This is a genomic window from Bradyrhizobium sp. USDA 3311, from assembly GCF_054062495.1.
Genome location: NZ_JBSSFI010000001.1, coordinates 5,560,404 through 5,584,706, shown reverse-complemented (window position 1 = coordinate 5,584,706; position 24,303 = coordinate 5,560,404). Strand labels below are relative to the sequence as shown.

Here is a 24,303-nt window from a genome sequence, read left to right as displayed (position 1 = left end):
GCCACCAATGCAGGACACATGTCGATATCGCCTCAAGCGACCTCGCCCCACGCGACCGCGGCCTCCGCGCCCCCTCACCTCGCCATCGTCCTGTTCTCGCTCGCGATGGGCGGCTTTGCGATCGGAACCACCGAATTCGCATCGATGAGCCTGCTGCCGTTCTTCGCCGCCGATCTTCGGGTCGACGAGCCGACCGCGGGACACGCGATCAGTGCCTACGCGCTCGGCGTGGTGCTGGGCGCACCGCTGATCGCCGTGCTTGGTGCGCGCTTCGCCCGGCGTACGCAGCTCCTGGTCCTGATGGCCGTGTTCGCGCTCGGCAATGCGCTCACCGCGCTTGCGCCGGGGTTTGGCTGGATGATCGCGGCCCGTTTTCTCGCAGGGCTGCCGCATGGCGCCTATTTCGGCATCGCCGCGCTGGTCGCAGCCTCGCTCGTTCCTCAACATCGCCGCTCGCGGGCGATCGGCCAGGTGATGCTCGGCCTGACTGGCGCCACGATCATCGGCGTGCCCTTGGCCAACCTGGTCGGCCAGACGGTCGGCTGGCGCGCCAGCTTCGGCCTCGTGTCGCTGCTGGCCCTGCTCACGGTCCTGCTTTGCGCCCTGTTCGCTCCGCGCGACCGGGCCGGCAGGTCGGACCCGCTGCGAGAGCTCGGCGCCCTCAGAAGCGGCCGCGTCTGGATCACGCTGGCGATCGGCGCCATCGGCTTCGGTGGCATGTTCGCCGTCTACACCTACCTCGCAACGACATTGATCGAGGTCACCAAGGTCAGCCCCGCGGTGATTCCGTTCTTTCTCGCCGTGTTCGGCGTCGGCGCCACGCTCGGCAATCTGTTCGTGCCGCGCTTCGCTGACCGCGCCTTGATGCCGACGGCGGGCGTCATTCTCTTGTTCTCGGCGGTCGCGCTGCTGGTCTTCCCGCTTGCAGCCGGCAATCCCTGGCTGCTGGCGATCGATATCTTCGCGATCGGCGCCGGCGTCTCGCTCGGCGCCATCCTCCAGACCCGGCTGATGGACGTCGCGGGCGACGCGCAGGCGCTCGCCGCCGCGCTGAACCATTCGGCGTTCAACACCGCCAACGCGCTCGGCCCGTTCCTCGGCGGCCTTGCCATTCGCGAGGGGCTGGGCTGGACCTCCACCGGCCCCGTCGGCGCTGCACTCGCGCTTCTCGGCTTCCTGATCTGGATCGTCGCCTCTCGCGACGCCGGATCGGCGCCGGTCCAGATCACCTCAGAACTCGACGCTGCTCCGCTGAAGAACGCTGCCGCAAGACCGTCGCCACCGCTGGCGCCGGATGACCAGAGCCGTTCGGCTTCTCACAGGGATCCGGTGGCATGACGTTATCTCTAGCCGGGTGACGCATGAGACGTCTTCGGCTCTGGCCAGAGCGGCCTCAACCGGCCATCGTAACGATCAAAGGTCCATGTCGGGTGGCGACGACGGTGTGCTCGTACTGCACGGTCGGCGCCTCGGGACTGCTGTAGAGCGTCCACGGATCATCGCCATTCTCTGCCCACTCGGCGGCCAAGGACAGGAACGGCTCGACGGTGAACACCAGGCCGTCGCTCATGATGCGGCGTTCGGAGGAATCGGGCCATGTTGCGATCTCTGTCGGCTCCTCATGGAGCGACAAGCCGACACCGTGACTGGCAAGGTTCCTGACAAGGCTGTAGCCGTTCTTCCGCGCAAAGGTCCCGATGGCTTGGCCGATGCCGGCGATCGGCTTGCCAGCCCCGAGCTGCCGCAGGCCCGTCCACATGGCCCGCCGGCCATCCCTGCAAAGACGTTCGATCGCGCGGGTTACGGGGCGGGACGGCGAACGAGGCTCCCGTATCCGCGAAGAGGCCGTTCTTCTCCGCTGAAACGTCGATGTTGACGAGGTCGCCACGCGCGATCCGTCGGTCACCGGGGATGCCATGAGCGATCTCCTCGTTCACGCTGATGCAGGTCGCCCCCGGGAAGGCATAGGCCAGCTCCGGAGCCGAACGTGCGCCGGCTGTCTCCATGAATCTTCGTCCGATCTGGTCCAGCTCGGAGGTGGTCATGCCCGGTTCGAGCGCCTTCCCCATCGCCTCAAGGGTATTGGCGACGATGCGCCCGATCTCTTTCAGGCGCGTGAGGTCGTTGTCATCGGAGATTGTCATCTTGGGCGCTCTCGAAAGCCCGGACATAGCGCTTGCGAACTCGACTTGCAAACGCGCGAGCCCCGCGCGAATTCGTAGACCTCGCATGCGGAGCCGGATGAGGTTGCGTTCGTGGACGCAGAATAATCGGCGCTCCGACACGCCACCAAAGGTTGTGATCGCACCGATCTTCGGATAGCTTTCGCGTCTGTTTTCGCCGCGCGTGGTCCCGTCAGTTCATGCTCGCCCGTATTCTGCTCCTCGTGACCTTGCTGTCGATCCCGGGCGCTTTGCGTGCAGAAGGAACGCCGGCCGAGAAGGCCGGATTTGCATCCAGGCTGACGATCTATCTCGCCAAGGGAGCGCCCGACGCGTGCGGGCCGGGTTGCGACCGCTGGATTGCCATCGAGGGCCAGATCGATCAGGACGCCGCGCCGCGCATTCGCCGCTTCCTCGCCGGCGTCAAGGAGACGCAGCTTCCGATCTACCTTCATTCGCCCGGCGGCAACGTGGAGCAGTCCTACGTGATCGGGCGGTTGCTGCGCAGCCGCAAGGCAGTCGCCCGGGTTGGTCACACCACCGCGACCGCGTGCTCAGCGGGCACGCAGGTGGACGCCGCCTGCCTGAAGGTGAAGAACGCGGGCGGCGAGGTCGAGGCCGAGCTCACCACGCGCAATGCGATGTGCAACTCGGCCTGCGGTTACCTGTTTCTCGGGGCGACATCCCGCGAGGTGGCGCCCGACGCGGCGCTGGCGGTCCATAATTCCAGGCTGGTCCTGCGCTTTCGTGGGGATCCGCCCCCGCAGGTGGTCGCCGAGGCGAGGCAGCGCCGCATAGCGAGCGCCGATCGCGACCGCACTGCGTTCATCGCGTCGATGGGGATCAGCCGTGAGCTCGACGCCCTCATCCGGACCGTGAAGTACGAGAACCTGCACGTGCTGACGCGCGCCGAGCTCTATCGTTTCGGAATCGACACCCGACCGCTTGCCGAGTCGATGTGGAAGCTGGAGAAGGAAGCGCGCCCGTTTGTCCGCAAGATCGCGGTCTTGAAGAAGGAGAACGGCGCTTCGTTCCGGATGATGGAGTGGCGCCTGTCTTGCGAAAGCAGGAAACGCGTGCCGCTGACGTTCGCGGGAGAAATCGACGAAGCAGCCACCGGCAAGAGCACGATCCTGGTGACGGCGGACGCCGGCACGGACAGGGAGGTCGGAGGGGCTCCGCTACGTTCCGGCAAGGTCGAGATCTGGCGCGGCAGCATCGACCCCGACATGGTCAAGGCGATCCTGGCGTCCCGCTCCCTGCATGTCCGCGAAACCATTTCGATGCCGGACGACAAGACGGACATGACGAAATTCGACATCGACTTGACGGGCCTGGCGTCGGTGTGGACACAGCTCAAATCATCCTGCGCTCTGTCGACGCTCAACCCGATAAGCCCTTGGCCAGCCACGCTGCCGAACGCCGGCACGACGCCTCCGGCCACGCCGTCGCCGTGAGCTCAGGCCTCGCGATGCATCAGCCTCTGCCCGTCACCGGCGTGTAGATCACGAGCTTCAGTGCGGGATCGTCATTGGCCTGGAAGCTGGTGTGCTCGAAATGCAGCACGCCGAGGGTCGGATGCGACATGGTCTTGAGGCCCGACGACGTGCTGCGGATCTCGTGGGCTTCCCACCATTTGACGAATTCCGGGCTGCCCTGCCGCAGCCGCGTCAGCAGTTCGGCGAACGCGGGATCGCCGGCCCAGACGTCGTGGGTGGCCCGGAACATCGCCACCATGCGCTTGGCCACGTCCGCCCAGCCCGCGCCGTAAGCCTTTCGCGTCTGCTTGTTGGTCATCACGAGGAGCAGCGTGTTGCGATCCTCCTCAGGCAATCGCCCAAACGCAAACACCTGCTCCGCGGCGGCGTTCCAGGCCAGCACGTCCCAGCGCCGTCCGACAATGTAGGCCGGCTGATTCAGGCTCTCGATCATCCGCAGGATCGGCGGCGGCACGATTTCGCGCGTGAAGGCGCGCTTGTCGCCGTCGCGCGCCAGCGCCTTCAGATGCGCATGCTCGGTCTTGCTGAGCCGTAGCGCGCGGGCCAGCGCGTCGACGGTGGTCACCGACGGGCTGACGGTGCGGCCCTGTTCGAGGCGAATGTACCAGTCGACGCCGATGCCGGCGAGCTGGGCGACCTCCTCGCGGCGCAGGCCCGCGGTGCGCCGCCGCCTGCCCGCCGGGAGCCCGACGGTCTTCGGCGACAGCTTTTCGCGGCGGGACCTCAGGAAATCGCCGAATTCGACGCGGCGTGGGTCGGCCATGATGTCGCTCCCGCGATGGAGGGTCTAAAGGATACTAGGATAATACCAGGCCTTCTTGTCCCCTCCAAGGCGGCGCATATGAGTTTCACCCCACTTTGAGGTGAACATCATGAAAGCCGCCATACTCAAATCCTTCGGAACGCCGCTGGTGATCGAGAATGCCCCCGAACCGGTGCTCGGCACCGGCGAGGTCATTGTCGACGTCGTCGCCACGCGCGTGCTGTCCTACATGAACGAAGTCTTCAGCGGCGAACGCAACTATGCACTCGATTTGCCGATCATCCCGGGCCCCGGCGGCATCGGCCGGGTGCGCGCGATCGGCCCGGACGCAACGAAGCTCAAGATCGGCGACTGGGTGTTCTGCGACCCGACGGTGCGTTCGCGCGACGACGCGATCGCGCCCGACATCGCCCTGCAGGGATTAACGGCCGCCGGCGCCGGCGGCATGCTTCTGCAAAAGCATTTTCGCCATGGCTCGTTTGCCGAGCGGATGCGGGTGCCGACCGAGAACGTCAAACGCCTTGGCGCGATCACGTCCGAGGAAGCCGCACAATGGTGCGCGCTGGGGACACTGCTGGTGCCCTATGGCGGCTTCCTCGCCGCCAACCTGCAAGCAGGCGAAACCGTGCTGGTGAGTGGCGCCACCGGCAATTTCGGCACCGCCGCCGTCTCTGTCGCGCTCGCAATGGGCGCAGCCTGCGTGGTCACGCCCGGGCGCAACGAGACGATTCTGGCCGACCTCGTCCGCCGTTTCGGCAGCCGTGTGAAGCCGGTCAAGCTCACCGGTAACGAGGACGACGACCGCGAGGCGATGAAGCGCGCCGCGCCGGGGCCGATCGACTGCGTGTTCGACATCATGCCGCCCTCGGTGAGTCCGACTGTGGTGCGCGCGGCAGTCATGACGGTGCGCGCCTATGGCCGCGTCGTGCTGATGGGCGGCGTCGGCATGGCCGGCGGCGCGGGCCTCGAGCTGCCTTACCCCTGGATCATGCGCAACTGCATCACCATCCACGGCGTCTGGATGTACCCGCCGGATGCGGCCAGCCGCCTGATCGCGCTGGTGCGATCAGGACTCCTGCGGCTTGACGAATACAAGACGACGGCCTTCGACCTCGATCACGTCAATGAGGCGGTCGCACACGCCGCGGCCAATGGCGGGCCGTTCAGATTGACGGTGATCCGGCCGTAAAACGCCGCACGCCGGGGGCGATGCGCCGTCGCCGCCGTTTTGCTTGAGCTGTCAAAAGGCTGCAAGGCGTCACCCCGATCGTAGCCGGCCAGGGCCGGCTACTGTGCATGGGGTTGTTTTCGCAGTTTTTTGTTATTCGAGCTCGACCACCTGGCCGTCCGACAGCGAGACCCGCCGGTCCATGCGGCCGGCGAGCTCCATGTTGTGGGTCGCGATCAGCATCGAGACCCGCGTCGCCTTGACGAGCTGCATCAGGGCCTGGAACACGTGGTCCGCCGTGTGCGGATCGAGGTTGCCGGTCGGCTCGTCCGCAAACAGCACGCGCGGCGCATTCGCCACCGCGCGCGCGATCGCGACGCGCTGCTGCTCGCCGCCCGACAGCTCCGCCGGGCGGTGGGTGATGCGGTCGCCGAGGCCGAGATAGCCCAGGATCTCCTTGGCGCGCTTGACGCTCTCGGACTTCTTCAGGCCGCGGATCATCTGCGGCAGCATCACGTTCTCCAGCGCCGAGAACTCCGGCAGCAGCCGGTGCGACTGGTAGACGAAGCCGATGTCGGTGCGGCGAAGCTGCGTGCGCTCGATGTCGGGCAGTTGCGAGGTCGGCGCGCCATTGACGTAGACCTCGCCGGAATCGGGCGCTTCCAGCAGCCCCGCGATGTGCAGCAGCGTCGATTTGCCCGAGCCCGACGGCGCCACCAGCGCGACCGACTGTCCGGCCCACAGCGCAAGCTTGGCGCCGTCCAGGATCGTCAGCGGTACCTCGCCCTGCAAGTACTGCCGCTTTATCTCGTGGAGATAAATGACCGGGACATCCTCAGCCCCCTGTTGCTGCTCCATCAGCCCCTCACTCGTACCGGAGCGCTTCGACGGGATCGAGGCGCGCGGCGCGCCACGACGGGTACAGCGTCGCCAGGAACGACAGCGTCAGCGCCATGATGACGACGGCCGTGGTCTCACCGACGTCGATCTCGGCGGGCAGTTTCGACAGGAAATAGAGCTCCGGCGAGAACAGCTCGGTGCTGGTGAGCCAGGACAGGAATTGCCTGATGGATTCGATGTTGAGGCAGATCACGAGGCCGACGAAGAAGCCGACCAGCGTGCCGACCACGCCGATCGAGGCGCCCGTGATCAGGAAGATGCGCATGATCGAGCCTTGCGAGGCGCCCATGGTGCGCAGGATGGCGATGTCGCTGCCCTTGTCCTTCACCAGCATGATCAGGCCGGACACGATGTTGAGCGCCGCGACCAGCACGATCATGGTCAGGATCAGGAACATCACGTTGCGCTCGACCTGGAGCGCGTTGAAGAAGGTCGAGTTGCGCTGCCGCCAGTCGACCAGGAACACCGGCCGCGCCGCGGCTTCCGTCACCGCCTTGTTAAAGGCGACGATGCGATCGGGATTGGTGGTGAACACCTCGATCGAGGTGACGTCGTTGCTGCGGTTGAAATAGGCTTGCGCCTCCGCCAGCGGCATGAACACGAAGCCGAGATCGTATTCGGACATGCCGATCTCGAACACGGCGACGATCTTGTACGGCTTGATGCGCGGCGTCGTGCCCATCGGCGTCACCGCGCCCTTCGGCGCCACCAGCGTGATGCTGTCGCCGGCGTGCAGCGACAATTGATCGGCGAGGCGCCGCCCGATCGCGACGCCCTGCCCGTCGTCGAAGCCTTCGAGCGAGCCCTGCTTGATGTTCTTGGCGATCGAGGTGAGGTTGTTGAGGTCGTCGGAGCGAATGCCGCGTACTAGCACGCCCGAGGCGTTCCACGGCGAGGACGCCAGCGCCTGGCCGTCCACCACCGGCGCGGCGAGCCGGATGCCCTGGACCTGGCTGATGCGGTCGGCGACGTCCTTCCAGTCGGTCAGCGGCGATTCCAGCGGCTGGACCAGGATGTGGCCGTTCAGCCCCAGGATCTTGTCGAGCAGTTCCTTGCGGAAGCCGTTCATCACCGCCATCACGATGATCAGCGTCGCCACGCCCAGCATGATGCCGAGGAAGGAGAACCCGGCGATGACCGAGATGAATCCCTCCTTGCGGCGCGCCCGCAAGTAGCGCGCCGACAGCATCCACTCGAATGGCGCAAAAGGCGCGGTTTGCACGGTTTCGGTCATGGTTTCATCCATCGCTCGATAATCCCATGATTCGGGGTCAATTGTGGCCGGATTGGCGGCCGCGATATCGCGCGATGAACAATATTCAGCCGACCAGGCTTATCAGCCCACAAGTCTTGCGACCGCATCCGCAGGCGACATGGTCTCGCGTGAGCCGTCGCTGCGCCGCTTGAGCTCGACCTTGCCGTCGGCGAGCCCCTTCGGCCCGATCATGATCTGCCAGGGAATGCCGATCAGGTCGGCGGCGGCGAATTTGGCGCCGGCGCGCTGGTCGGTGTCGTCATAGAGCACGTCGACGCCCTTGGCCTGGAGCTCCGCATAGAGCTTCTCGCAGGCCGCATCGACCGCGGCATCGCCCTGCTTGAGGTTCAGCACCACCGCGCGGAACGGGGCGACGGCTTCCGGCCATTTGATGCCGGCGTCGTCATGGCAGGCCTCGATGATGGCACCTAACAGACGCGAGACGCCGACACCGTAGGAGCCGCCATGGATCGGCACGTCGACACCGTCGGGGCCGGCCACCATAGCCTTCATCGGCTCGGAATACTTCGTGCCGAAATAGAAAATCTGGCCGACCTCGATGCCGCGGGTGTTGAGCCGCTTGGCTTCCGGCACTTCCTGCTCGAAACGTGCGGCGTCGTGCACGTCCTCGGTCGCAGCGTAGACCGACGTCCATTGCTTGATGATCGGCGTGAGGTCGCTCTCATAGTCGACGTCCTCGCCCGGCACCGGCAGGTCCAGCACGTCGCGATTGATGAACACGCCGGATTCGCCGGTTTCGGCGAGCACAATGAATTCGTGGCTGAGATCGCCGCCGATCGGCCCGGTCTCGGCGCGCATCGGGATCGCCTTCAGCCCCATCCGCGCGAAGGTGCGCAGATATGCGACGAACATCTTGTTGTAGGCGACGCGCGCCGCCGCCTCGTTGAGATCGAAGGAATAGGCGTCCTTCATCAGGAATTCGCGGCCGCGCATCACGCCGAAGCGCGGACGCTGCTCGTCGCGGAATTTCCATTGGATATGATAGAGATTCAGCGGCAGGTTCTTGTAGGACTTCACATAGGCGCGGAAGATCTCGGTGATCATTTCCTCGTTGGTCGGCCCGTACAGCAGCTCGCGCTTGTGGCGATCGGCGATGCGCAGCATCTCCGGACCGTAGGCGTCGTAGCGGCCGCTCTCGCGCCAGAGGTCGGCGAGCTGGAGCGTCGGCATCAGAAGTTCCAGTGCGCCCGAGCGGTCCTGCTCCTCGCGCACGATCTGCTCGATCTTCTTCAGCACGCGGAAGCCGAGCGGCAGCCAGGCATAGATACCGGCCGCCTCCTGCCGGATCATGCCGGCGCGCAGCATGAGCCGATGCGAGACGATCTCCGCCTCTTTCGGATTTTCCTTCAGGATGGGCAGAAAGAACCGCGACAACCGCATGGCAACACTCGGGGAATCAGTGAGGGGTTGCAGTGAAACCGGATTGGGAGCGAAAACACAAGACCGGGAATGAGGAAAAGCCGCTAACACGGCGGAATTCCTTGTCAATTTTCCGTCGACTTCAGGTTCTGCTTGAGCCGCAGCGGCGCCCCTTACGGCGTCACCTCAAGCTCGTCCTCGAGCGTGATCTTCTCGAAGTCGGTCACCAGCGCATCGATCCGCACATGCCAGCGGCCGGCAAAGGGCAGCTCGACCTTGCGCACATGCCAATAGCCATCCGGCCCGAGCGAGGCGTCCCGCTCCATCGGCTCGATACCGCGCTCGGGCAGGCTCAGGGTCAGCGTCACCTCCTTGGCCGCCAGCGGCGCCGCTTCACCGGTCATGAGCTGGAGCACGAAGTCATCGACACCGGCCTTGCCCGGCGAAACCAGGACCTGGAACATCGCCTTGTCGGTATGGATGTGGACCACCAAGGGCGTCTCCGGAACGATGGTCCGCGGCGGCGGCGTGAAGCGCCAGCCGGCGACAACGGCAAGGATCGCGAGTGCAATCGCGCCTTCCAGCAGGATCGAGCGCTTGAGCGCGGGCGTTCCTTTCTCGCCCCGGGCGAGGGCCGGCGTCAGCCGGAACCGATTCAGCGCGGCGAGCGCCAGCAATCCTGTGACCAACGCAAGCTTGGTCGAGAGAATCAGTCCGTAGCGGGTCTCGACCAGCGCTGCCGGCTTTTCGAGCTGAACGATCGCGAGTGCGAGGCCGGTCAAGGCCAGCACGCCGACCGCCAGCGCAGCGATGCGCGAAAAGCGGTTCACGACGGGAAGAGTCGCGATCGTCGGCTTCGACACCAGCGCGATGAGCGGCGCGAGAGCACCGATCCAGATGCTGACGCCGAGGCCGTGGAGAAAGATCGCCGGCCGGGTCAACGCCTCAGGCGGCGCCGTTGCAGCGTGCCCCGTCATCGCGAGCGACAGGCCGACGCCGACGAGCGCGATGCTCGCAAGAGCACGCGCATACCAAGCGCTGCGCAACGCCATCAAAGCGAGCAGCATCGCGCCAATGGCAACCAGCAGCGCGGGGCCGGCGCTGGTCGCGAATGCGACCTTCCAGGGAGCAGCCGTCGAGAGAGCCGCTGGCGGCAGCCCGAGGAGATCGAGGCCCAACGCGCCAAGCGACGCCGTGGCACTCGGAATACCGATGGCGAGCGCTACGCGCGGAACGGTCATCCCGATCATCGACCACGCGATCCAGCGCGCAAAGAACACGCCGCCGACGCCGACGAACAGCCCGAGATAGAGACCGACCCGCGCCAGCCAGATCAGCGCGTTCAGCCCGCTATCCGTAGAGGTCGGAGGCTTCGTCGCCGTCGGCGTGCCAATCGAAAAGACCACCGATCCCGAGACGGGATGGCCGTCCTGCGAGATCACGCGATAGCTGACCACCGCCGTTCCCTGCGGCAGGTCCGGCGGCAGCGCGACCGAGATTGTCTCGCCCGATGCGCTGACGCTGGCATCGTCCCGCGCCCTGCCCGCGCCGTCGATCAGCAGAATCGCGCCCGGCGTCACCGCCTCGTTGAAGCGCAGCTCCACCGCCTTCGGCGCGGTCTTCAGGATGCTGCCGCTCGCCGGCTCGACCGAGACGAGCGCAGCATGCGCCGACGCGCCGGTCGCGAAGCCGACAATCAGGAGCAGCGTCGCGAGCGCGGCGAGAACGCGCATCAGGGTTTTGGCAACAGCTTTACACCAGGCGCGGGCGACTTGCCCTCGTGCGAATGCCCTGCCCCCTCCGCCGGAATTTCGATCCAGCGGCTGACGCCGGCCTCGCACTCCTGGACGACGGGGAAGTACAGGGTCGTGTTCGGCTTGAGCTTGTCGGTCAGCACCGTGTGCATGACGAACTCGTCATAATTCTTGTCCGGCAGCTTGCCGCCGGACCACGACACCTCCTTGACGCCCGAGGCGAGCTTGTTGCCGTGATAGTCGTACTCGCTGGCATATTGGCCCTCGACGACATCGACGCTCCAGCCCGCCTTCGGCATCGGCTTCACCGCGATCACCCCTTCGGGGATCTGGACGCGGATCTTCACCGTGGGCGAGCCCGCGCAGCCGTGCGGCACGGCGAAGACGGCCTTGTACGACGCCCCCACACTCGCCTGCTTGCCCTCGAGGAAGACGTGCGCATTTGCCGGCGCTGCCGCAAGCACGCCGAGAAGGATCAGCCAGGTTCGCTTCGACATGTTCGGTCTCCCGAAGGTCCTGATCATGCTCGTCACATCTTCATTCCCGAATGGTCCGGCATTTTCTTCATCATGTGCCCGCCGTCGCCGGGCGCCTGCGCGCCGACGCCCTGGACGTCCAGGGAAACGGCGACCTTGCCGGCCTTCTCGAACTGAAGCGTCACCGGCACCTTGTCGCCCTGCTTGAACGGCCCCTTCAGCTCCTGGAGCATCAAATGATAGCCGCCGGGCGCGAACTTCACGGTCTTGCCCGGCTCGATCACGAGCCCCTTGTCCAGCTGGCGCATCTTCATCACGCCATTGTCCATCGCCATCTCGTGGACCTCTGCCTTGCCGGCGATATCGGCGGAAACGCTGACCAGCTTGTCTGCCACTGTGCCCTTGTTCTCGATGGTGAGATAGCCGCCCGCGACCTTGGCGCCGCCCGGCGTCGCCCGGCTCCACGCCTGCGAGATGACGAGATCGCCGGCCTTGACGTCGTCGGCCGACGCGGGTGCGGCGAACACGACGGCCGAGAGCGCCGCCAGTGCGAAGATGCGTGAGAGCTTGTTCATGTCGTTACCTTTCTTGTCGTCGTTAACATCGCCCCACCCTTCAGAACGTGTACTTGCCGGCGAGAACGAAGGTTCGCCCCGGGAACGGATGGAACAGGAAGTACTGCTCGTTGAAGAGATTATCGATGCCGAAGTCGAACGCGAAATTCTTCGTCGCGTTATAGTGCATCTTCAAGTCCACAACGAAAAAGTTATCGAACGCGCCGTAAACGTGGGAGATGCGATCGGTGTTGTCCAGCGTCGAGTACTGCTTGCCGCTGTAGCGGGCTGCGACCGTATAGGCCCAATTCTCATTCGGCCTGTAGGTGACACCGAACTTGGCGCGCCAGTCGGGCACGTAAGGCACGCGCTTGCCGACGACGGTGGTCGCGCCCTTCCAGCTCGGGTCGGAGATGATCCGCGAGTCGACGTAGGTCACGCTACCAAACACCTGCAAGCCCGCGATGAGAACGTTATCCTTGTCGGCAGACAATTCTACGCCCTGCATCCGGATCGCGGCGACGTTGCTGATCGCTGTCTGCACAGACTGCGCCCCACTTGCGTCGGTCACCGTGGTCGACTGTGAGATCAGTGCATTGTTGGTCCGCTCGCCGAATACCGTGAGCCGCACCCGACCATCCACCCAGCGCCGCTCAAGATTGAGCTCGCCGGTGAAATCCTGCTCCGGCGACAGCAGCGGATTGGCAAGATAGGTGACGCCGTTGACGGTGATGTTTTGATAGAGTTCGGTGACCGTCGGATAGCGGTACGCCTCACCGAAATTCGCCGTGATATTCCAGTCCTTGTTCGGATCGAACGACAGCGACGCCTTCGGCGAGAAGTTGGTCGAGGACAGCCCCGGTTGCCATGTCGGCACAACGGACGTGATGACGCCGGCGCTGGTGGCCATGGTGTTGAGATTGAAGCCTTCAACTGCCTGCCAGCTCTCCAGCCGTCCGCCGAGTGTCAACTTGACAGTCGGGATGATCTTCCAGGCGTCCTGCACCCACAAAGCCCCAGTGCGCGTCTCGCCGACGCCGGTCGAATAGAGCTGGCCGTTGCCCGTCGATGGCGTGTTATACCAGACGCTCGAAGCATAGACCGGGTTTTCGAGCCGGTACCGGTCGCCGTGGATGCCAAAGCTGACCTCGTGCGCGCCGTCATAGCCCAGCGGACGCCAGATGCCCTTGGCGTCGGCGTTCTGCCAGTTGGTGCCATCCATCCGCGTCACCTTGCCGTTCAGGGAATAGCCAAGGCCCGGCGACGGCGAGACCGTATACGGACTGACCTGGATGTCCTGGAGATAGTTGTAGCTCGAGGCCGCGAGGTCGAAGTCGAAGACACCCTTGGTATCGCTTTTGAGCGAGACGGCATTGCTCACATGGATCTGATCCCAAGGTGTATTTGCTGTTGGCAAAGCTGCTGACGCCCCCGAAAGTCGGCAGACCCGTCACAGTCGACCTCAGATAGGTCTGCGGATCGGAGGTCTGGTGATTGTTCCAGATGCCGAACGAGTACGTCGCCTGCACCAGCGGCGTGATGTCGTAGGCGAGCCGCAGATTGCCCGAGGTCTGCTGCGAATGCGCCAGCGCGCCGGTGCCGACGACATTGGCGACACCACCTGCCTTGTTCTGGGCGGCGATCGTTCCCGTCGTGCCGGCAGGTCCCACCCCAAGCGTGGTGCCGAAGGTTGTGTAGCTCAACGGTTGCTGAAAACTGTCGAGGTAATTGGCGCTGACAAGCCAGGACAGCGCGCCGTCGCGATTACCCGCAGCCGCACTGGTCTGACTGGTCACGTAGGTGTCCTTGGTGCCGTACTGATTCCACGGCATCACCGAGACTGTTTCCTTGGCGACCGCAAACGGCTTGTCCGGCATTTTTGACGTGATCAGCAGCACGCCGCCAATCGAATTGCCCGGATAGGCGGCCGCGAACGGACCGTTGAGGTAATCGACCCGCCCGATCGCTTCCGGCGAGATCAGGTTCCATCTTGGCGATGAGTTCGTGTTGTTGTTGCCGATCAGCGCCGAGATGAGGAGGTCATCGTAGTAGACCAGCGTGCGCGCACTGGAGTTCAGGCCCCAGCTTCGCGTCGCGAGCACCGCCTGGTTGTCGCCGTCGTTCCGCTTTCGCACGAACAGGCTCGGCATGTATTTGACGGCGTCCTCGGGGTCCTTGAGGTTGATCGTCTCATCGACCTCCTTCGCCGTGACGCTGAAGGAGCGCTGCGGCAATTGATAGCGCGCCACGGCGGCCGGCGGATCCAGCGACGCTCGGGCGCTGGCCGCTCCCTGCTCGCTGGCGACGGCAGGAGCCGCCCGCTCGCCGGCGGGCTTGGCCGACCGGCTCCTGGCGGCGGCCGTATTCACCGTCGGCTTGCGTGGCTTGGGCTTCACTGTAGCGGGCGCGTCGACAGTCACCGGCGGCAGCACTGCGCTGCTGCTTTGGGCGAAGGCTCCGCTCGACGACGCGAGCAGCGCGGCCTGAACGGCAACGACGCTCACGCCACGGCGGGCATGACAACGTAACATGAGGCATTCCTGACGCCGGCTTTCTTCCCGGCTGTTCGACAGCATCAATCGCCAGCGGACGGACTGCGGCGACAGTGGGGGTCGTCAGGAAAATCGAGGAGGCCCGCGCGCCTGGGCACTTCCGCCCTTATGGACGGAAACAGCGGATGCGTCCGCCACGTGCCACGCCACGCGCGCGGCATGGCGGAAGGGAATGGCGAGCGCAACCTCTGGCGGCGAATCGAGCGACGCATTGGCCTGGGCCAGACAGCAGAGCGCGCACGCAGCGCCATGCGCGGTTGGCGTGCCGGTCTGATCGTTCAGGCCGCCCTGTTCATTCGCACTGTGGCAGATGACGGCGGCCGACAGCGGATCGGCCACGGCCTGGCCGGCCGCCCAGCAGGCGGCGATCGGCGCCAGCACCTGCATCGCCAGGGCGAGCAGGACCAGGGGTAGGAATTTTTGCAGCCGTGCGCGCATCCGCCGAACCATTCGTTCGTGCGCTAACTAAACACCGCGCCGGGACCTGAGTCGAGGTCAGTTCCGCCGCCTTCTTGATCCAGCGCAAATTTGCCGAAAACCGTGGTCCGGGCGCCCCATCCGGGGGCGGGTCCGGCATTTGAGGCAGCCGATCCGCCCCGCCCATCCACAGATTTCTTATATTTGTCATATGCTTACATGGCTAAAAGCCCGATCGTTTCGTTAACTGCTCTTATTTTGAACAATCGTTGCCGAAAATGATGACAAGTGAGAAAAGTTGATCTAGCATCCCTCTTGCTCAGGCTGGCCGAGAGGTCGAAGTCTGGTGGTCCAAGTCTCGGGAGGAGCCCCTGGCGCGCAAAACGCAGCGTCGCCCCGTCAATCAAGAGCAAATCTTAGAATCGGGGATAATAGGGTCGACACAATTTTTGAGCGGGGCTAGGGCCCCGCTCTTTTTTTGTCTGCATGGCGCCTACGCCGATGACTATCTCCCCCAATCCGATCGAACAGAGCTTTGAACGCGCGGCCTCGCGCTGCGCGGATCTCACGCCGCTGGTCTACCGGCGTCTTTTCGACGAACACCCGGAAACGCGGACGATGTTCCGCTCGCAGGGCAGCGAGCTCGTGAAGGGATCGATGCTTGCGCTGACGATCGAGGCGATCCTCGATTTCGCCGGGACGCGCAGCGGACATTTCCGGCTGATCGCCTGCGAAGTCGTCTCGCACGATGCCTATGGCACGCCGCGCGAGCTGTTCATCGCGTTCTTCGCGGTCATCAGGGATACCCTGCGCGACCTGCTCGGCGATGCATGGTCGGCCGAGATCGCGCAGGCCTGGGATACGTTGCTGACGGACATCGAGGCATACGTCACCGTTCCGGCCTGACGCTTTGCGCTGCACCACCACGGCTCGCCGCGACGTTGCGCGCAATCGCAGATTGGGTGGCGTGAACTCTTCGATTGTGAGACACTTTCCGCCTCGGTCGCGCAATCAATGACGCGCCGACGCCAAAATCTATGGGAGCGAGCGATGTCCGGGACGAAAGATTTCTCGACGACGAGGCGCGATCTTCTTCAGGCGGCAGCGACCGCCGGCGCCGCAACTGCCATCCTCGGCAGCATGGGCATAAACCCCGCATTGGCAGCCGAAGTCGGACGATCGGAGAAGCCGCTGAAGGCGGCGTTCTCCAACGCCGGCCTCCAGGCCACCTGGTGTGCGCAGGGCAAGCAGGCCGCGGAATTCTGGGGCAAGCTGTTCAACGTCGAAGTCACCTGGTTCGACGGCCAGCTCGATGCGGTGAAGCAGCGCGCCGCGATCGACAACATGGCCTCGCAGAAATGGGATTTCGTCGCGATCCAGGCCTTCGGCATCGGCACCCTGACCCAGCCCGTGCAGAAGATGATCGACGCCGGCACGCCCGTGATCGACATGGACACGCTGATTGCTCCGCTCGACCAGATCAACGTCCACTCCTTCCTCGCTCCCGACAACGAGTTCATGGGCGCCTCGGTGACGCAGGCGCTGTGCAACGCCATGGGCGGCAAGGGCAAGATCATCATGACGCAGGGCGCACTCGGCCATACCGGCGCGCAGGGCCGCGCCAAGGGCTTCAACAGCGTCGTCAAGCAATTTCCCGGCATCGAGGTGCTCGACACCCAGCCGGCCGATTGGGACGTCTCGAAGACCGCGCGCCTCTGGGAAACCTATCTGACGAAATATCCGCAGATCGACGCGGCGTTCTTCCACAATGACGACATGGCGCTGGCCGCTGCCAACATCATGAAGGCGCGGGGCCGCACCAACATCCTGATCGGCGGCGTCGACGCGATGCCGCCCGCAATCCAGGCGGTGAGCGAGGGCCGCATGTTCGCGACCGTGCGCAATCCGTCCTGCCGCATCCATGGCGGTGCGATCATCGCGGGCGTTTCCGCCGTCGTCGGCGGCGAGAAGAGCGGACAGGGCATCCCGAAGAACGTCGTCACCGACGGCCCGGTCGTGACCAAGGCCAACGCCGCCGGGATGCAGTGGATGCAGGATCACTTCCTGATCTGAGCCTCCAAGATCTGATCTGCAATGCGAGAGGATCGTTCGCCCATCCTGGAACTGCAAGGCATCACGAAGAGCTTCGGCGGCGTCGAGGCGCTTCGTGGTGTCGACTTCGCGCTTCATCCCGGCGAGATCCACGGTCTCGTCGGCGAGAACGGCGCCGGGAAAAGCACGCTGATGAAGATCATCGCCGGCGTGCACACCGAATTCTCCGGCCGTTTCCTGCTCGACGGGAAGGAGACCCATTTCCGCTCGACGCGCGACGCGCATGCGGCCGGCATCGCCATGGTGCACCAGGAGCTCTCTGTCGCGCCCGACCTCACGGTCGCGGAGAACGTCTTCCTCGGCAACCAACCGACCAACGCCCTCGGTCTGGTGCAGTGGCGGCGCATGGCGCGCGAGGCCGGCGAGCAGCTTGCCCGCTTCGGCATCGACGTCGATCCGATGAGCCGGCTCGGCGACCTCCCGATCGGGCTCCAGCAGCTGATCGAGATCGCCCGCGTGCTGTTCTCCGGCGCCCGCATCGTCATCCTGGACGAGCCGACCTCCGCCCTCTCCCCGCCCGAGGTCGAACGGCTATTCGCGACGCTCCGGCGCCTGCGCGAGGAAGGCACCGCAATCGTCTTCATCTCGCATTTCATCGAGGACATCTTGCTCGTGTCGGACACGGTGACCGTGTTCCGCAACGGACGGAAGATCGCGGAGACAGCGAGCGCGGCGACCAGCAAGGGCGCCCTGATCGAGGCCATGATCGGCCGCGGCGGCGAAGCGCTCGAGCACAGCTACACCGACGATCTGATGCTGCCCCAGCCGAGCGGCAGCTCGGTGGTGCTGAAGGTCGACCAGCTCTCGCTGGCGCGCGCAGCCTCAAGGACATCTCCTTCGAGGCGCGCGCCGGCGAGGTGCTCGGCATCTACGGCTTCATGGGTTGCGGGCAGCAGGAGCTGTCGCGCATCCTGTTCGGCAAGCTGAAGCCGGACGGCGGCACGCTCGCCGTCGAGGGCAAACCCAAGACCTTCGCCAGCACGGCGGCTGCGCGCCGCGCGGGCGTCGCGCTGGTGCCGGAAAGCCGGCGCGACATGCTGTTTCACCAGGAGCCGGTCTACAAGAACATCTCGATCAGCATTCTGGATCGCATCTCGTCGCTGCTGCTCAAGCCGGCACAGGAGCGCGATATCGCCAGGCGCCAGGTCGAGCAATTGCAGATCAGGCCGCCGGTGGTCGGCCTCGATCTCGGCATGCTCTCCGGCGGCAACCAGCAGAAGGTCGCGCTGGCGAAATGGCTGACCTATCCGCCGAAGCTGCTGGTGCTGTGCGAGCCGACCCGCGGCATGGACGTCGGCGCCAAGAACGACGTCATCAACATCGTCCGCGACCTTCGCGCCAGGGGGCTCGCGATCATCGTGCTGTCGACCGAGCCGGAGACGGTGCTGTCGCTGGCCGACCGCATCCTCGTGCTCAAGCGCGGCGCACTGGTGCGGGAATTTTCGAACGAGCCGGTCAGCAAGGACCGCCTGCTGGAAGCGGCGTGACGGAGAAGCACCATGGCGAGCAGTGAGACGGCCTTTGCTGAAGCTCATCGGGCGCGCGGTCTGGCGCCCTTCCTGCGCTCGCAGATGCGCAACATCGCGCCGTTCCTGACGCTGATCTTCCTGTCCGCCTTCTTTGCCTTCGCCAGCCCCTCCTTCGCCACGCTCGACAATCTCGGCAACATCCTGACGCAGGTGTCGGTAACAGGCATCATCGCCGTCGGCCTCACCTTCGTGATCCTCTGCGCCGAGATCGACCTGTCGATCGCCAGCATCGCCAACGTCACCGGCATCGCCGTCGCCTACTTCACGCTGCAGGAGTCCTATGTCAACATCGCCAACATCCCCCTGCCCGGCGCGGTTGCGATCATCCTGTCGATCCTGCTCTGCGCCCTGCTCGGCCTCGTCAATGCGCTGGGCCTGACCGTGATCGGCATCCCCTCCTTCATCATGACCTTGGCGATGATGCAGATCGCGGCCGGCATCTCGGCGCTGCTGGTGCGCGGCCAGATCGCCTACAAGGTGCCCGGCCTGATCACGACGCTCGGCTCGGGATCGATCGGCGGCATCCCCTGGATCGTCATCGTCGCGGCCATCATGCTGCTCGGCGGCCATCTGGTGCTGACCTACACGCGCTTCGGCCGCTACGTCTACATGGTCGGCGGCAACCGCGAGGCCGCCGAATATTCCGGCCTCAACGTCAAGCTCATCCTCGGCGCGGTGATGGTGATCTCGGCGGTGTGCTCCGGCATCGGCGGCATGCTGGGCGTCGCCCATTTCGGCAGCGCGCAGCAGAACGAGTTCGACACCTATTTGCTCGACTCCATCGCCGCCGTCGTGGTCGGCGGCACCAGCTTGTTCGGCGGCCGCGGCGGCATCGGCAACACCATCGTCGGGCTCTTCGTCCTGGGGGTCCTGAATAACGGCCTCGACCACGTCAACATCGACAGCTTCCTGAAGATCCTGATCCGTGGCCTGATCCTGCTGGCGGCCTTGATCATCAATGTCTACGCCCAGCGGCTGAGGGAGAAAGCGGCGGAGTAGCCAGCCCTCGAAACAAAAAGCGCGAAAACAACCCCATGCACAGTAGACACTGTGAGGAAGTTCAGTCGCTTACCAAACCCGCGACTGCGCGAGTGTGACCGCGCCGACATTTGACTCGTCGGGCAAGACAGGAGCAGGATGTCATTATTGCAACTGGTACGTCCGTGCAGCTTTCCAAGACCGCAGGAACAATGATCCGTCATCCCCGCGCAACGGCGAAGCCGTTGTCGCTGGAGGTGCGAGGCAGGCGATGCGAAGGAATCGCATGCGGAGCCTCGAAGGATGAACGGCCGAGATGCAGCCGGGCCGTCGCCCTTCGAGGGCGGCTGAAGAAGCGGCCACCTCAGTGTGACGGTTCTACTCCGACGGCAGCCGCGAGAATCGGAAATTGCAGTGGCTCGCGCCGCCAGCCAAGGTTTGTGTCCTCTCCAGGCGGATGCCTCGCGTTGCATAGGCGTCGAAATCAAGTCCACAGATGTTCGGCAGGATGTCCTTGTCGCCATGGCGAGCCGCGAATTTGCAGAAGCCGCAAGCCTTGTAGTTGATGCCGAACTCGAAATTGTCATCCGGCCCCGGCTCGACGAAATCGTAAACGAAATCCTCCGGAAACTCTTCCTGATGGCTTTCAGTAACACTTCCTGCAGCCTGCGCGCGCAGCAAAGCCTGGTTCTCCGGCGACATGAACTGACGGCCCGAGGCGAGACGTTCCGTTTCGGGGACGGTGAGCAATTGCGCCTTGTAGGTTTCCCGCTCGATCTCGCCGATCACGGCCAGCGGCACGCCGTGTCGCCGCAGCACCCGGCTGATGGCCATGAAGCCCATGAGACGCATGAAGAAATCGCTCATGCGGCTTGCCGCGCCACCGACATAGGGCATTTGAGTGAGCACGATCTCGAATTCGTCCATCACCTCCCGTCTGATCCCGCCGATGTCGGTGAGATGCGCGCGCTCGCGCAACATCGGCTCGGCAAGGTCGAGTCGATTACGCATGGCGGCTTCCATTGCGCCCCGATGCGTCTCGTAGAAGGGATGGATGTTCTCGGCCATTGGGCACCTGACATAATTGGCTGTTTGCAAGGTCGGCGAAGCCGGCCTCATTCCGCGGCGATCGCCTCGATCTCCAGCAGCCATTTGCTGTCAACGGTCTCGACGATCACGACCGTGAGCGCAGGCCGGTGTTCGCCGAGCACCGCGCGACGAATGGTGCGGTTGGTCACGACTTGATCCCTTTCGGTCAGGAACGTGGTGACCTTGACCAGATGCTCGACGCCAAGGCCTGCGGCGGCGAGCACCTCGATCACGTTGCGCCACGCCTGCGCGCATTGCGCCTCGAAACCTTCGGGCACGGTGCCGTCGGTTTTCTCAGGCACCTGGCCACTGATGAACAACAGGCGGCGATGCTGCTTCAGTTCAAGTCCCATGCAGTAACCACCGGCGGGAGCATGGACGGTTGCGGGATTGTGGCTGACGATTTGAGCTGAGGGCATGGGGTTTCTCCGGATTGCGGGCTGACCGTATCCGGCGACATCGCCTCGGCGCAAAGCATCATTCCTGCGGTTCAGCGCAAGAAAATCTATTGCAAGGCCACGGCCCATCGGTGTCAAACTGCGGCGCAATGACCTACGCCCTTCCCCCGCTCAACGCGCTCCGCGCCTTCGAGGCCGCCGCACGGCATCTCAGCTTCAAGCTCGCCGCCCACGAGCTACACGTGACACCCGCCGCCGTGGGGCAGCAGGTGAAGGCGCTGGAGGCACGCCTCGGCGTGCAGCTGTTCGAGCGGCTGCACAAGCAGCTCATCCTCACGGCGGCCGGTCAGGCCTATCTGCCCGGGGTCTCCGAAGGCTTTCGCCATATTGCGGAGGCGACTTCGCAATTGAAACCGTCAGGTACTGTGCTGCTGCAACTGGGAGTCCATGGCAGCTTCGACCTGCGCCGCCTCGATCTGGCGGAGTTTCGCAGCGCGCATGCGGACATCGGTTTGCGGGTGCTGCAGCCCGCCGGCCTGCACGAATTGGTCGAGGGCAAGGTGGACCTGCTGATTGCCCGCGGCCTCAGCCGCCATCCGGGCTATCGCTGCGACCGGCTCAACGAGGGGTCGGGCCTCGGCGATTGGCTGATCGCGCCTGAAGGCACCGCGGATTGTCCCGAGATCGTCAGTTTTCGCGAATGGCTGCGCGCCCTGCCGGCCGAGAACCCGCTCGCAAACCGCCGCCCTCGCCTGGTCGGCATCAGCGGGAGCTGAGACGACCGTGAGGCATGGCTTGAGCCCTCGCCGCCAGGACGTTCGACACGTCGGGCAAAACACCGGCGCAATTCCATCACGGCGCCAATCCGTAGAGAGCGTCGAGTTCAGCGGAGCGGTTCGACCTTTGCCGCCATGTCGGGAACGCGCGAGATCCTGTACATGGCGTTGCTGCATTTCAGAACCCAAACGTCGCGATCAGGTCGAGACAACTTCGCATCCTTCCTTGCGCCGAGTGGCTTTTCGCAAGTGAAGCCTTGTGTGCGGATCTGGGCCGCCAGCATTCCCTGAATCGTTTCGGCCGGAAGTTGCTGCGCGCGCGCTTGCGGACCAAGAAGAATAAAAGCGATGGCAAACAGTAATGATCCAGATGCTCTGTGCATGATTTCAACCCTTGAAGCGGCCGCCCCGCGAGTTCGAATGTCGCACTATAGCAGAAACACCGGCGTTGTCCGCGCCCGACCCCCACCTTAGCGCGGCGTGCTCCGGTTCGCCTCCACGCCGGCCCATAGCGCGACGAAGTAGAGGCACAAAATAACGACCAAGGCTGGTCCTCACTGGGCGGTTGTGCTAGCGTTCCATTCGCAAGGAGCTTTCCAGAACTATCTATAATCGCCTCGTTGCAACGTTTCCACCACGCCTCGTTTCGATTTCCGAATACGCCGTCAGGCGTTTGATGCATTGCACATTGCCTCGCAATGGCGCGCCCAAGCACGAGTGTTTCAAGTCGTTCCGTAGTTTTTTGTACAAGGAATGATGTCATGCGTAACACAATACTGAATCAGATTTTCGGAATGCTCACCGTAACCGCGCCGTTGCGCGGGACCGAAACAGCGTTCGCCCAGAACGCGGCAGCCCCGCCTCCACCCTGTCATTGAGACGAACGAAGACGCGGGGAACGCGCGCGACGCGTGGGTCGAGGTCCCGGCGATATGATGTGGATCAACTGATCGAAAATTCGCCGGGCTCGACCGTCACGAGAGGCGAGACGATTCTGACGTTGGACAAGGAGAATTGAACGAAGCCGTAAATCCAGATCAATCATCAGCAGAGGAGGTTCGAGATGTTTCGAGGATTCCTGCCACTGACATTGTCTCTCTGCCTTGGTGCGGCGACGGCACCCGCAGCACTGGCTCAATCGGCGCCGCCGATCACCGAACAGGAGGCGCACGCCATCGCGGTCGACGCCTATGTTTACTTCTACTCCATCATGTCGATGGATGTATCCCGCAAGCAATTCACCAACGGCACGACCGATTTCAGGGGACCGATGAACACGTTCGTCAACGTGCCCGAATACCCGCCGGCGGATTTCAAAGGCGTGGTGCGGTCCAACTTCGATACGCTGTATTCGGCCTCCTGGCTCGACATGACCAAGGAGCCGGTTGTCATCTCAGCACCGGATACCGATGGGCGCTACTATCTGCTGCCGATGCTCGACATGTGGACGGACGTCTTCGCATCGCCGGGCTGGCGCACGACGGGCACCAAGGCCGGGACGTTCCTGGTGGCGCCGGCGAACTGGCGGCCGGATCTGCGGGACAGATTCGCCGAGGAGTTCAAGCTTCCAAAAGACACCCAGCGCATCGACGCGCCAACGCCCTACGTCTGGCTGATCGGCCGGACAAAGACGGACGGGCCGCCGGATTATGATGCGGTCCACAAGATCCAGGCCGGCTACAAGGTCACCCTGCTTTCCGAGTATGGCAAAACGCCCAGGCCGGTCGAATTCAAGCCGGACCCAAGCGTCGACATGAAGACGCCGCCAAAGACGCAGGTCGATACCATGACGGCGGGGGTGTATTTCGCCTATGCCGCGGAATTGCTGAAGCTGCATCCGCCTCACGTCACCGACGAACCGATCCTCGCGCAGATGAAGAAAATCGGCATCGAGCCCGGCAAGAGCTTTGACATCGGCAAGCTCGACCCGGCCGTGCAAAGGGCGCTGGAGACCGCACCGCAGGACGCGCAGAAGCTGATGGCCTGGAAGGTGCCGACGCTGGCGCGGGTTGCCAACGGCTGGGGGATGAACACCGACACGATGGGTGTTTACGGCAACTACTACCTGAAGCGGGCCATTGTCGCGCAGCAGGGGCTTGGCGCCAACGTGGTCGAGGATGCCATCTATCCGCTCAATCTCGCCGACGACACCGGTAAGCCGCTCGATGGCGCGAACAAATACACCGTCACCTTCGAGAAGGGCGCCACGCCGCCTGTCAACGCGTTCTGGTCGATCACGCTCTACGATCAGGACGGCTTCCAGGTCGGCAACACGCTGAACCGTTTTGCGGTCTCCAGCTGGATGCCGTTCAAGTACAATGCGGATGGATCGCTCGACCTCTATTTCCAGAACGCGAGCCCCGGCAAGGAGCTCGAAGCCAACTGGCTTCCTGCACCGAAGGCGCCGTTCAATCTGACCATGCGCCTGTACGCGCCGAAGTCGGAAGCGCTGACCGGCAAATGGAATCCGCCGCCGGTTGTGAAGTCGCAAACAACGGTGGGCATTTCTGCCCAATAAAAGTTGGCGGCACGCCGGCGCTT

At 64.2% G+C, this 24,303-nt stretch carries 20 protein-coding genes and 3 pseudogenes; 9 read left to right on the top strand and 14 right to left on the bottom strand.

Going from position 1 to position 24,303, the window contains the following annotated elements:
• Positions 1 to 18 precede the first annotated feature (18 nt).
• Positions 19 to 1,338 (top strand): MFS transporter, encoded by a 1,320-nt coding sequence (locus tag ACVWW6_RS26700; protein ID WP_182871805.1) that lies wholly within the window; start codon positions 19 to 21, stop codon positions 1,336 to 1,338.
• Between the two features lie 55 nt (positions 1,339 to 1,393).
• Here ACVWW6_RS26700 and map read toward each other — a convergent pair.
• Positions 1,394 to 2,144, bottom strand: a pseudogene (map, locus tag ACVWW6_RS26695) (type I methionyl aminopeptidase).
• 218 nt (positions 2,145 to 2,362) lie between these two features.
• Between map and ACVWW6_RS26690 the strand changes: the two are divergent.
• Positions 2,363 to 3,619, top strand: coding sequence for a hypothetical protein (locus ACVWW6_RS26690; RefSeq protein ID WP_161534789.1), 1,257 nt, complete (start codon positions 2,363 to 2,365; stop codon positions 3,617 to 3,619).
• A 19-nt stretch (positions 3,620 to 3,638) separates the two neighbouring features.
• Here the strand turns inward: ACVWW6_RS26690 and ACVWW6_RS26685 are convergent, their stop codons facing one another.
• On the bottom strand, positions 3,639 to 4,424 hold the full coding sequence (locus tag ACVWW6_RS26685) for a helix-turn-helix transcriptional regulator (RefSeq protein ID WP_011087640.1): 786 nt from the start codon (positions 4,422 to 4,424) through the stop codon (positions 3,639 to 3,641).
• Between the two features lie 109 nt (positions 4,425 to 4,533).
• Between ACVWW6_RS26685 and ACVWW6_RS26680 the strand changes: the two genes are divergently transcribed.
• Positions 4,534 to 5,613: a zinc-binding dehydrogenase gene (locus ACVWW6_RS26680; protein WP_182871806.1), complete on the top strand. Its 1,080-nt coding sequence runs from the start codon at positions 4,534 to 4,536 to the stop codon at positions 5,611 to 5,613.
• A 132-nt stretch (positions 5,614 to 5,745) separates the two neighbouring features.
• Here the strand turns inward: ACVWW6_RS26680 and ACVWW6_RS26675 are convergent, their stop codons facing one another.
• The 9 genes and pseudogenes from ACVWW6_RS26675 to ACVWW6_RS26635 form a co-directional block, all read right to left on the bottom strand.
• Complete coding sequence (locus ACVWW6_RS26675; protein WP_011087642.1) at positions 5,746 to 6,450, bottom strand: ABC transporter ATP-binding protein; 705 nt, start codon at positions 6,448 to 6,450, stop codon at positions 5,746 to 5,748.
• Positions 6,451 to 6,457: 7 nt separating this feature from the next.
• A complete protein-coding gene (locus ACVWW6_RS26670) occupies positions 6,458 to 7,738 on the bottom strand; it encodes a lipoprotein-releasing ABC transporter permease subunit (RefSeq protein ID WP_011087643.1) in 1,281 nt (426 codons plus the stop codon).
• Between the two features lie 90 nt (positions 7,739 to 7,828).
• Positions 7,829 to 9,148 (bottom strand): proline--tRNA ligase, encoded by a 1,320-nt coding sequence (gene proS, locus ACVWW6_RS26665; protein ID WP_011087644.1) that lies wholly within the window; start codon positions 9,146 to 9,148, stop codon positions 7,829 to 7,831.
• 152 nt (positions 9,149 to 9,300) lie between these two features.
• A complete protein-coding gene (locus ACVWW6_RS26660) occupies positions 9,301 to 10,860 on the bottom strand; it encodes a copper resistance CopC/CopD family protein (RefSeq protein WP_456681621.1) in 1,560 nt (519 codons plus the stop codon).
• Positions 10,860 to 11,378: a YcnI family copper-binding membrane protein gene (locus tag ACVWW6_RS26655; RefSeq protein ID WP_028171736.1), complete on the bottom strand. Its 519-nt coding sequence runs from the start codon at positions 11,376 to 11,378 to the stop codon at positions 10,860 to 10,862. Before ACVWW6_RS26655 ends, ACVWW6_RS26660 begins: the two co-directional genes overlap by 1 nt.
• Positions 11,379 to 11,410: 32 nt before the next feature.
• Entirely contained in the window at positions 11,411 to 11,932 is a 522-nt protein-coding gene (locus ACVWW6_RS26650; RefSeq protein WP_028171735.1) for a copper chaperone PCu(A)C, read from the bottom strand.
• 40 nt (positions 11,933 to 11,972) lie between these two features.
• On the bottom strand, positions 11,973 to 13,292 hold the full coding sequence (locus tag ACVWW6_RS26645; protein WP_060912407.1) for a TonB-dependent receptor: 1,320 nt from the start codon (positions 13,290 to 13,292) through the stop codon (positions 11,973 to 11,975).
• A gap of 574 nt (positions 13,293 to 13,866) precedes the next feature.
• Positions 13,867 to 14,442 (bottom strand): annotated as a pseudogene (locus tag ACVWW6_RS26640) (TonB-dependent receptor plug domain-containing protein); the annotation flags it as partial.
• Positions 14,443 to 14,526: 84 nt separating this feature from the next.
• Positions 14,527 to 14,901: a DUF2946 domain-containing protein gene (locus ACVWW6_RS26635; protein ID WP_304568334.1), complete on the bottom strand. Its 375-nt coding sequence runs from the start codon at positions 14,899 to 14,901 to the stop codon at positions 14,527 to 14,529.
• 480 nt (positions 14,902 to 15,381) lie between these two features.
• Between ACVWW6_RS26635 and ACVWW6_RS26630 the strand changes: the two genes are divergently transcribed.
• The 4 genes and pseudogenes from ACVWW6_RS26630 (at position 15,382) to ACVWW6_RS26615 (ending at position 19,520) form a co-directional block, all read left to right on the top strand.
• Positions 15,382 to 15,786: a globin gene (locus tag ACVWW6_RS26630; RefSeq protein ID WP_060913119.1), complete on the top strand. Its 405-nt coding sequence runs from the start codon at positions 15,382 to 15,384 to the stop codon at positions 15,784 to 15,786.
• Positions 15,787 to 15,930: 144 nt separating this feature from the next.
• Entirely contained in the window at positions 15,931 to 16,953 is a 1,023-nt protein-coding gene (locus tag ACVWW6_RS26625) for a sugar ABC transporter substrate-binding protein (protein WP_456681620.1), read from the top strand.
• A gap of 21 nt (positions 16,954 to 16,974) precedes the next feature.
• Positions 16,975 to 18,479, top strand: a pseudogene (locus ACVWW6_RS26620) (sugar ABC transporter ATP-binding protein).
• 12 nt (positions 18,480 to 18,491) lie between these two features.
• Complete coding sequence (locus tag ACVWW6_RS26615) at positions 18,492 to 19,520, top strand: ABC transporter permease (RefSeq protein ID WP_060912410.1); 1,029 nt, start codon at positions 18,492 to 18,494, stop codon at positions 19,518 to 19,520.
• A gap of 357 nt (positions 19,521 to 19,877) precedes the next feature.
• Here the strand turns inward: ACVWW6_RS26615 and ACVWW6_RS26610 are convergent, their stop codons facing one another.
• Together ACVWW6_RS26610 and ACVWW6_RS26605 are read right to left on the bottom strand one after the other, a co-directional pair.
• On the bottom strand, positions 19,878 to 20,567 hold the full coding sequence (locus ACVWW6_RS26610) for an L-2-amino-thiazoline-4-carboxylic acid hydrolase (protein WP_456681619.1): 690 nt from the start codon (positions 20,565 to 20,567) through the stop codon (positions 19,878 to 19,880).
• Between the two features lie 47 nt (positions 20,568 to 20,614).
• Positions 20,615 to 21,007, bottom strand: coding sequence for a RidA family protein (locus ACVWW6_RS26605; protein ID WP_456681618.1), 393 nt, complete (start codon positions 21,005 to 21,007; stop codon positions 20,615 to 20,617).
• A gap of 128 nt (positions 21,008 to 21,135) precedes the next feature.
• Between ACVWW6_RS26605 and ACVWW6_RS26600 the strand changes: the two genes are divergently transcribed.
• Positions 21,136 to 21,762 (top strand): LysR family transcriptional regulator, encoded by a 627-nt coding sequence (locus ACVWW6_RS26600; protein ID WP_011087656.1) that lies wholly within the window; start codon positions 21,136 to 21,138, stop codon positions 21,760 to 21,762.
• Positions 21,763 to 21,869: 107 nt separating this feature from the next.
• Here ACVWW6_RS26600 and ACVWW6_RS26595 read toward each other — a convergent pair whose 3' ends face one another.
• Positions 21,870 to 22,145, bottom strand: coding sequence for a hypothetical protein (locus ACVWW6_RS26595; protein WP_028171727.1), 276 nt, complete (start codon positions 22,143 to 22,145; stop codon positions 21,870 to 21,872).
• Between the two features lie 680 nt (positions 22,146 to 22,825).
• Here ACVWW6_RS26595 and ACVWW6_RS26590 point away from each other — a divergent pair.
• Positions 22,826 to 24,280: a DUF1254 domain-containing protein gene (locus tag ACVWW6_RS26590; protein WP_011087657.1), complete on the top strand. Its 1,455-nt coding sequence runs from the start codon at positions 22,826 to 22,828 to the stop codon at positions 24,278 to 24,280.
• The last annotated feature ends 23 nt before the right edge of the window (positions 24,281 to 24,303 follow it).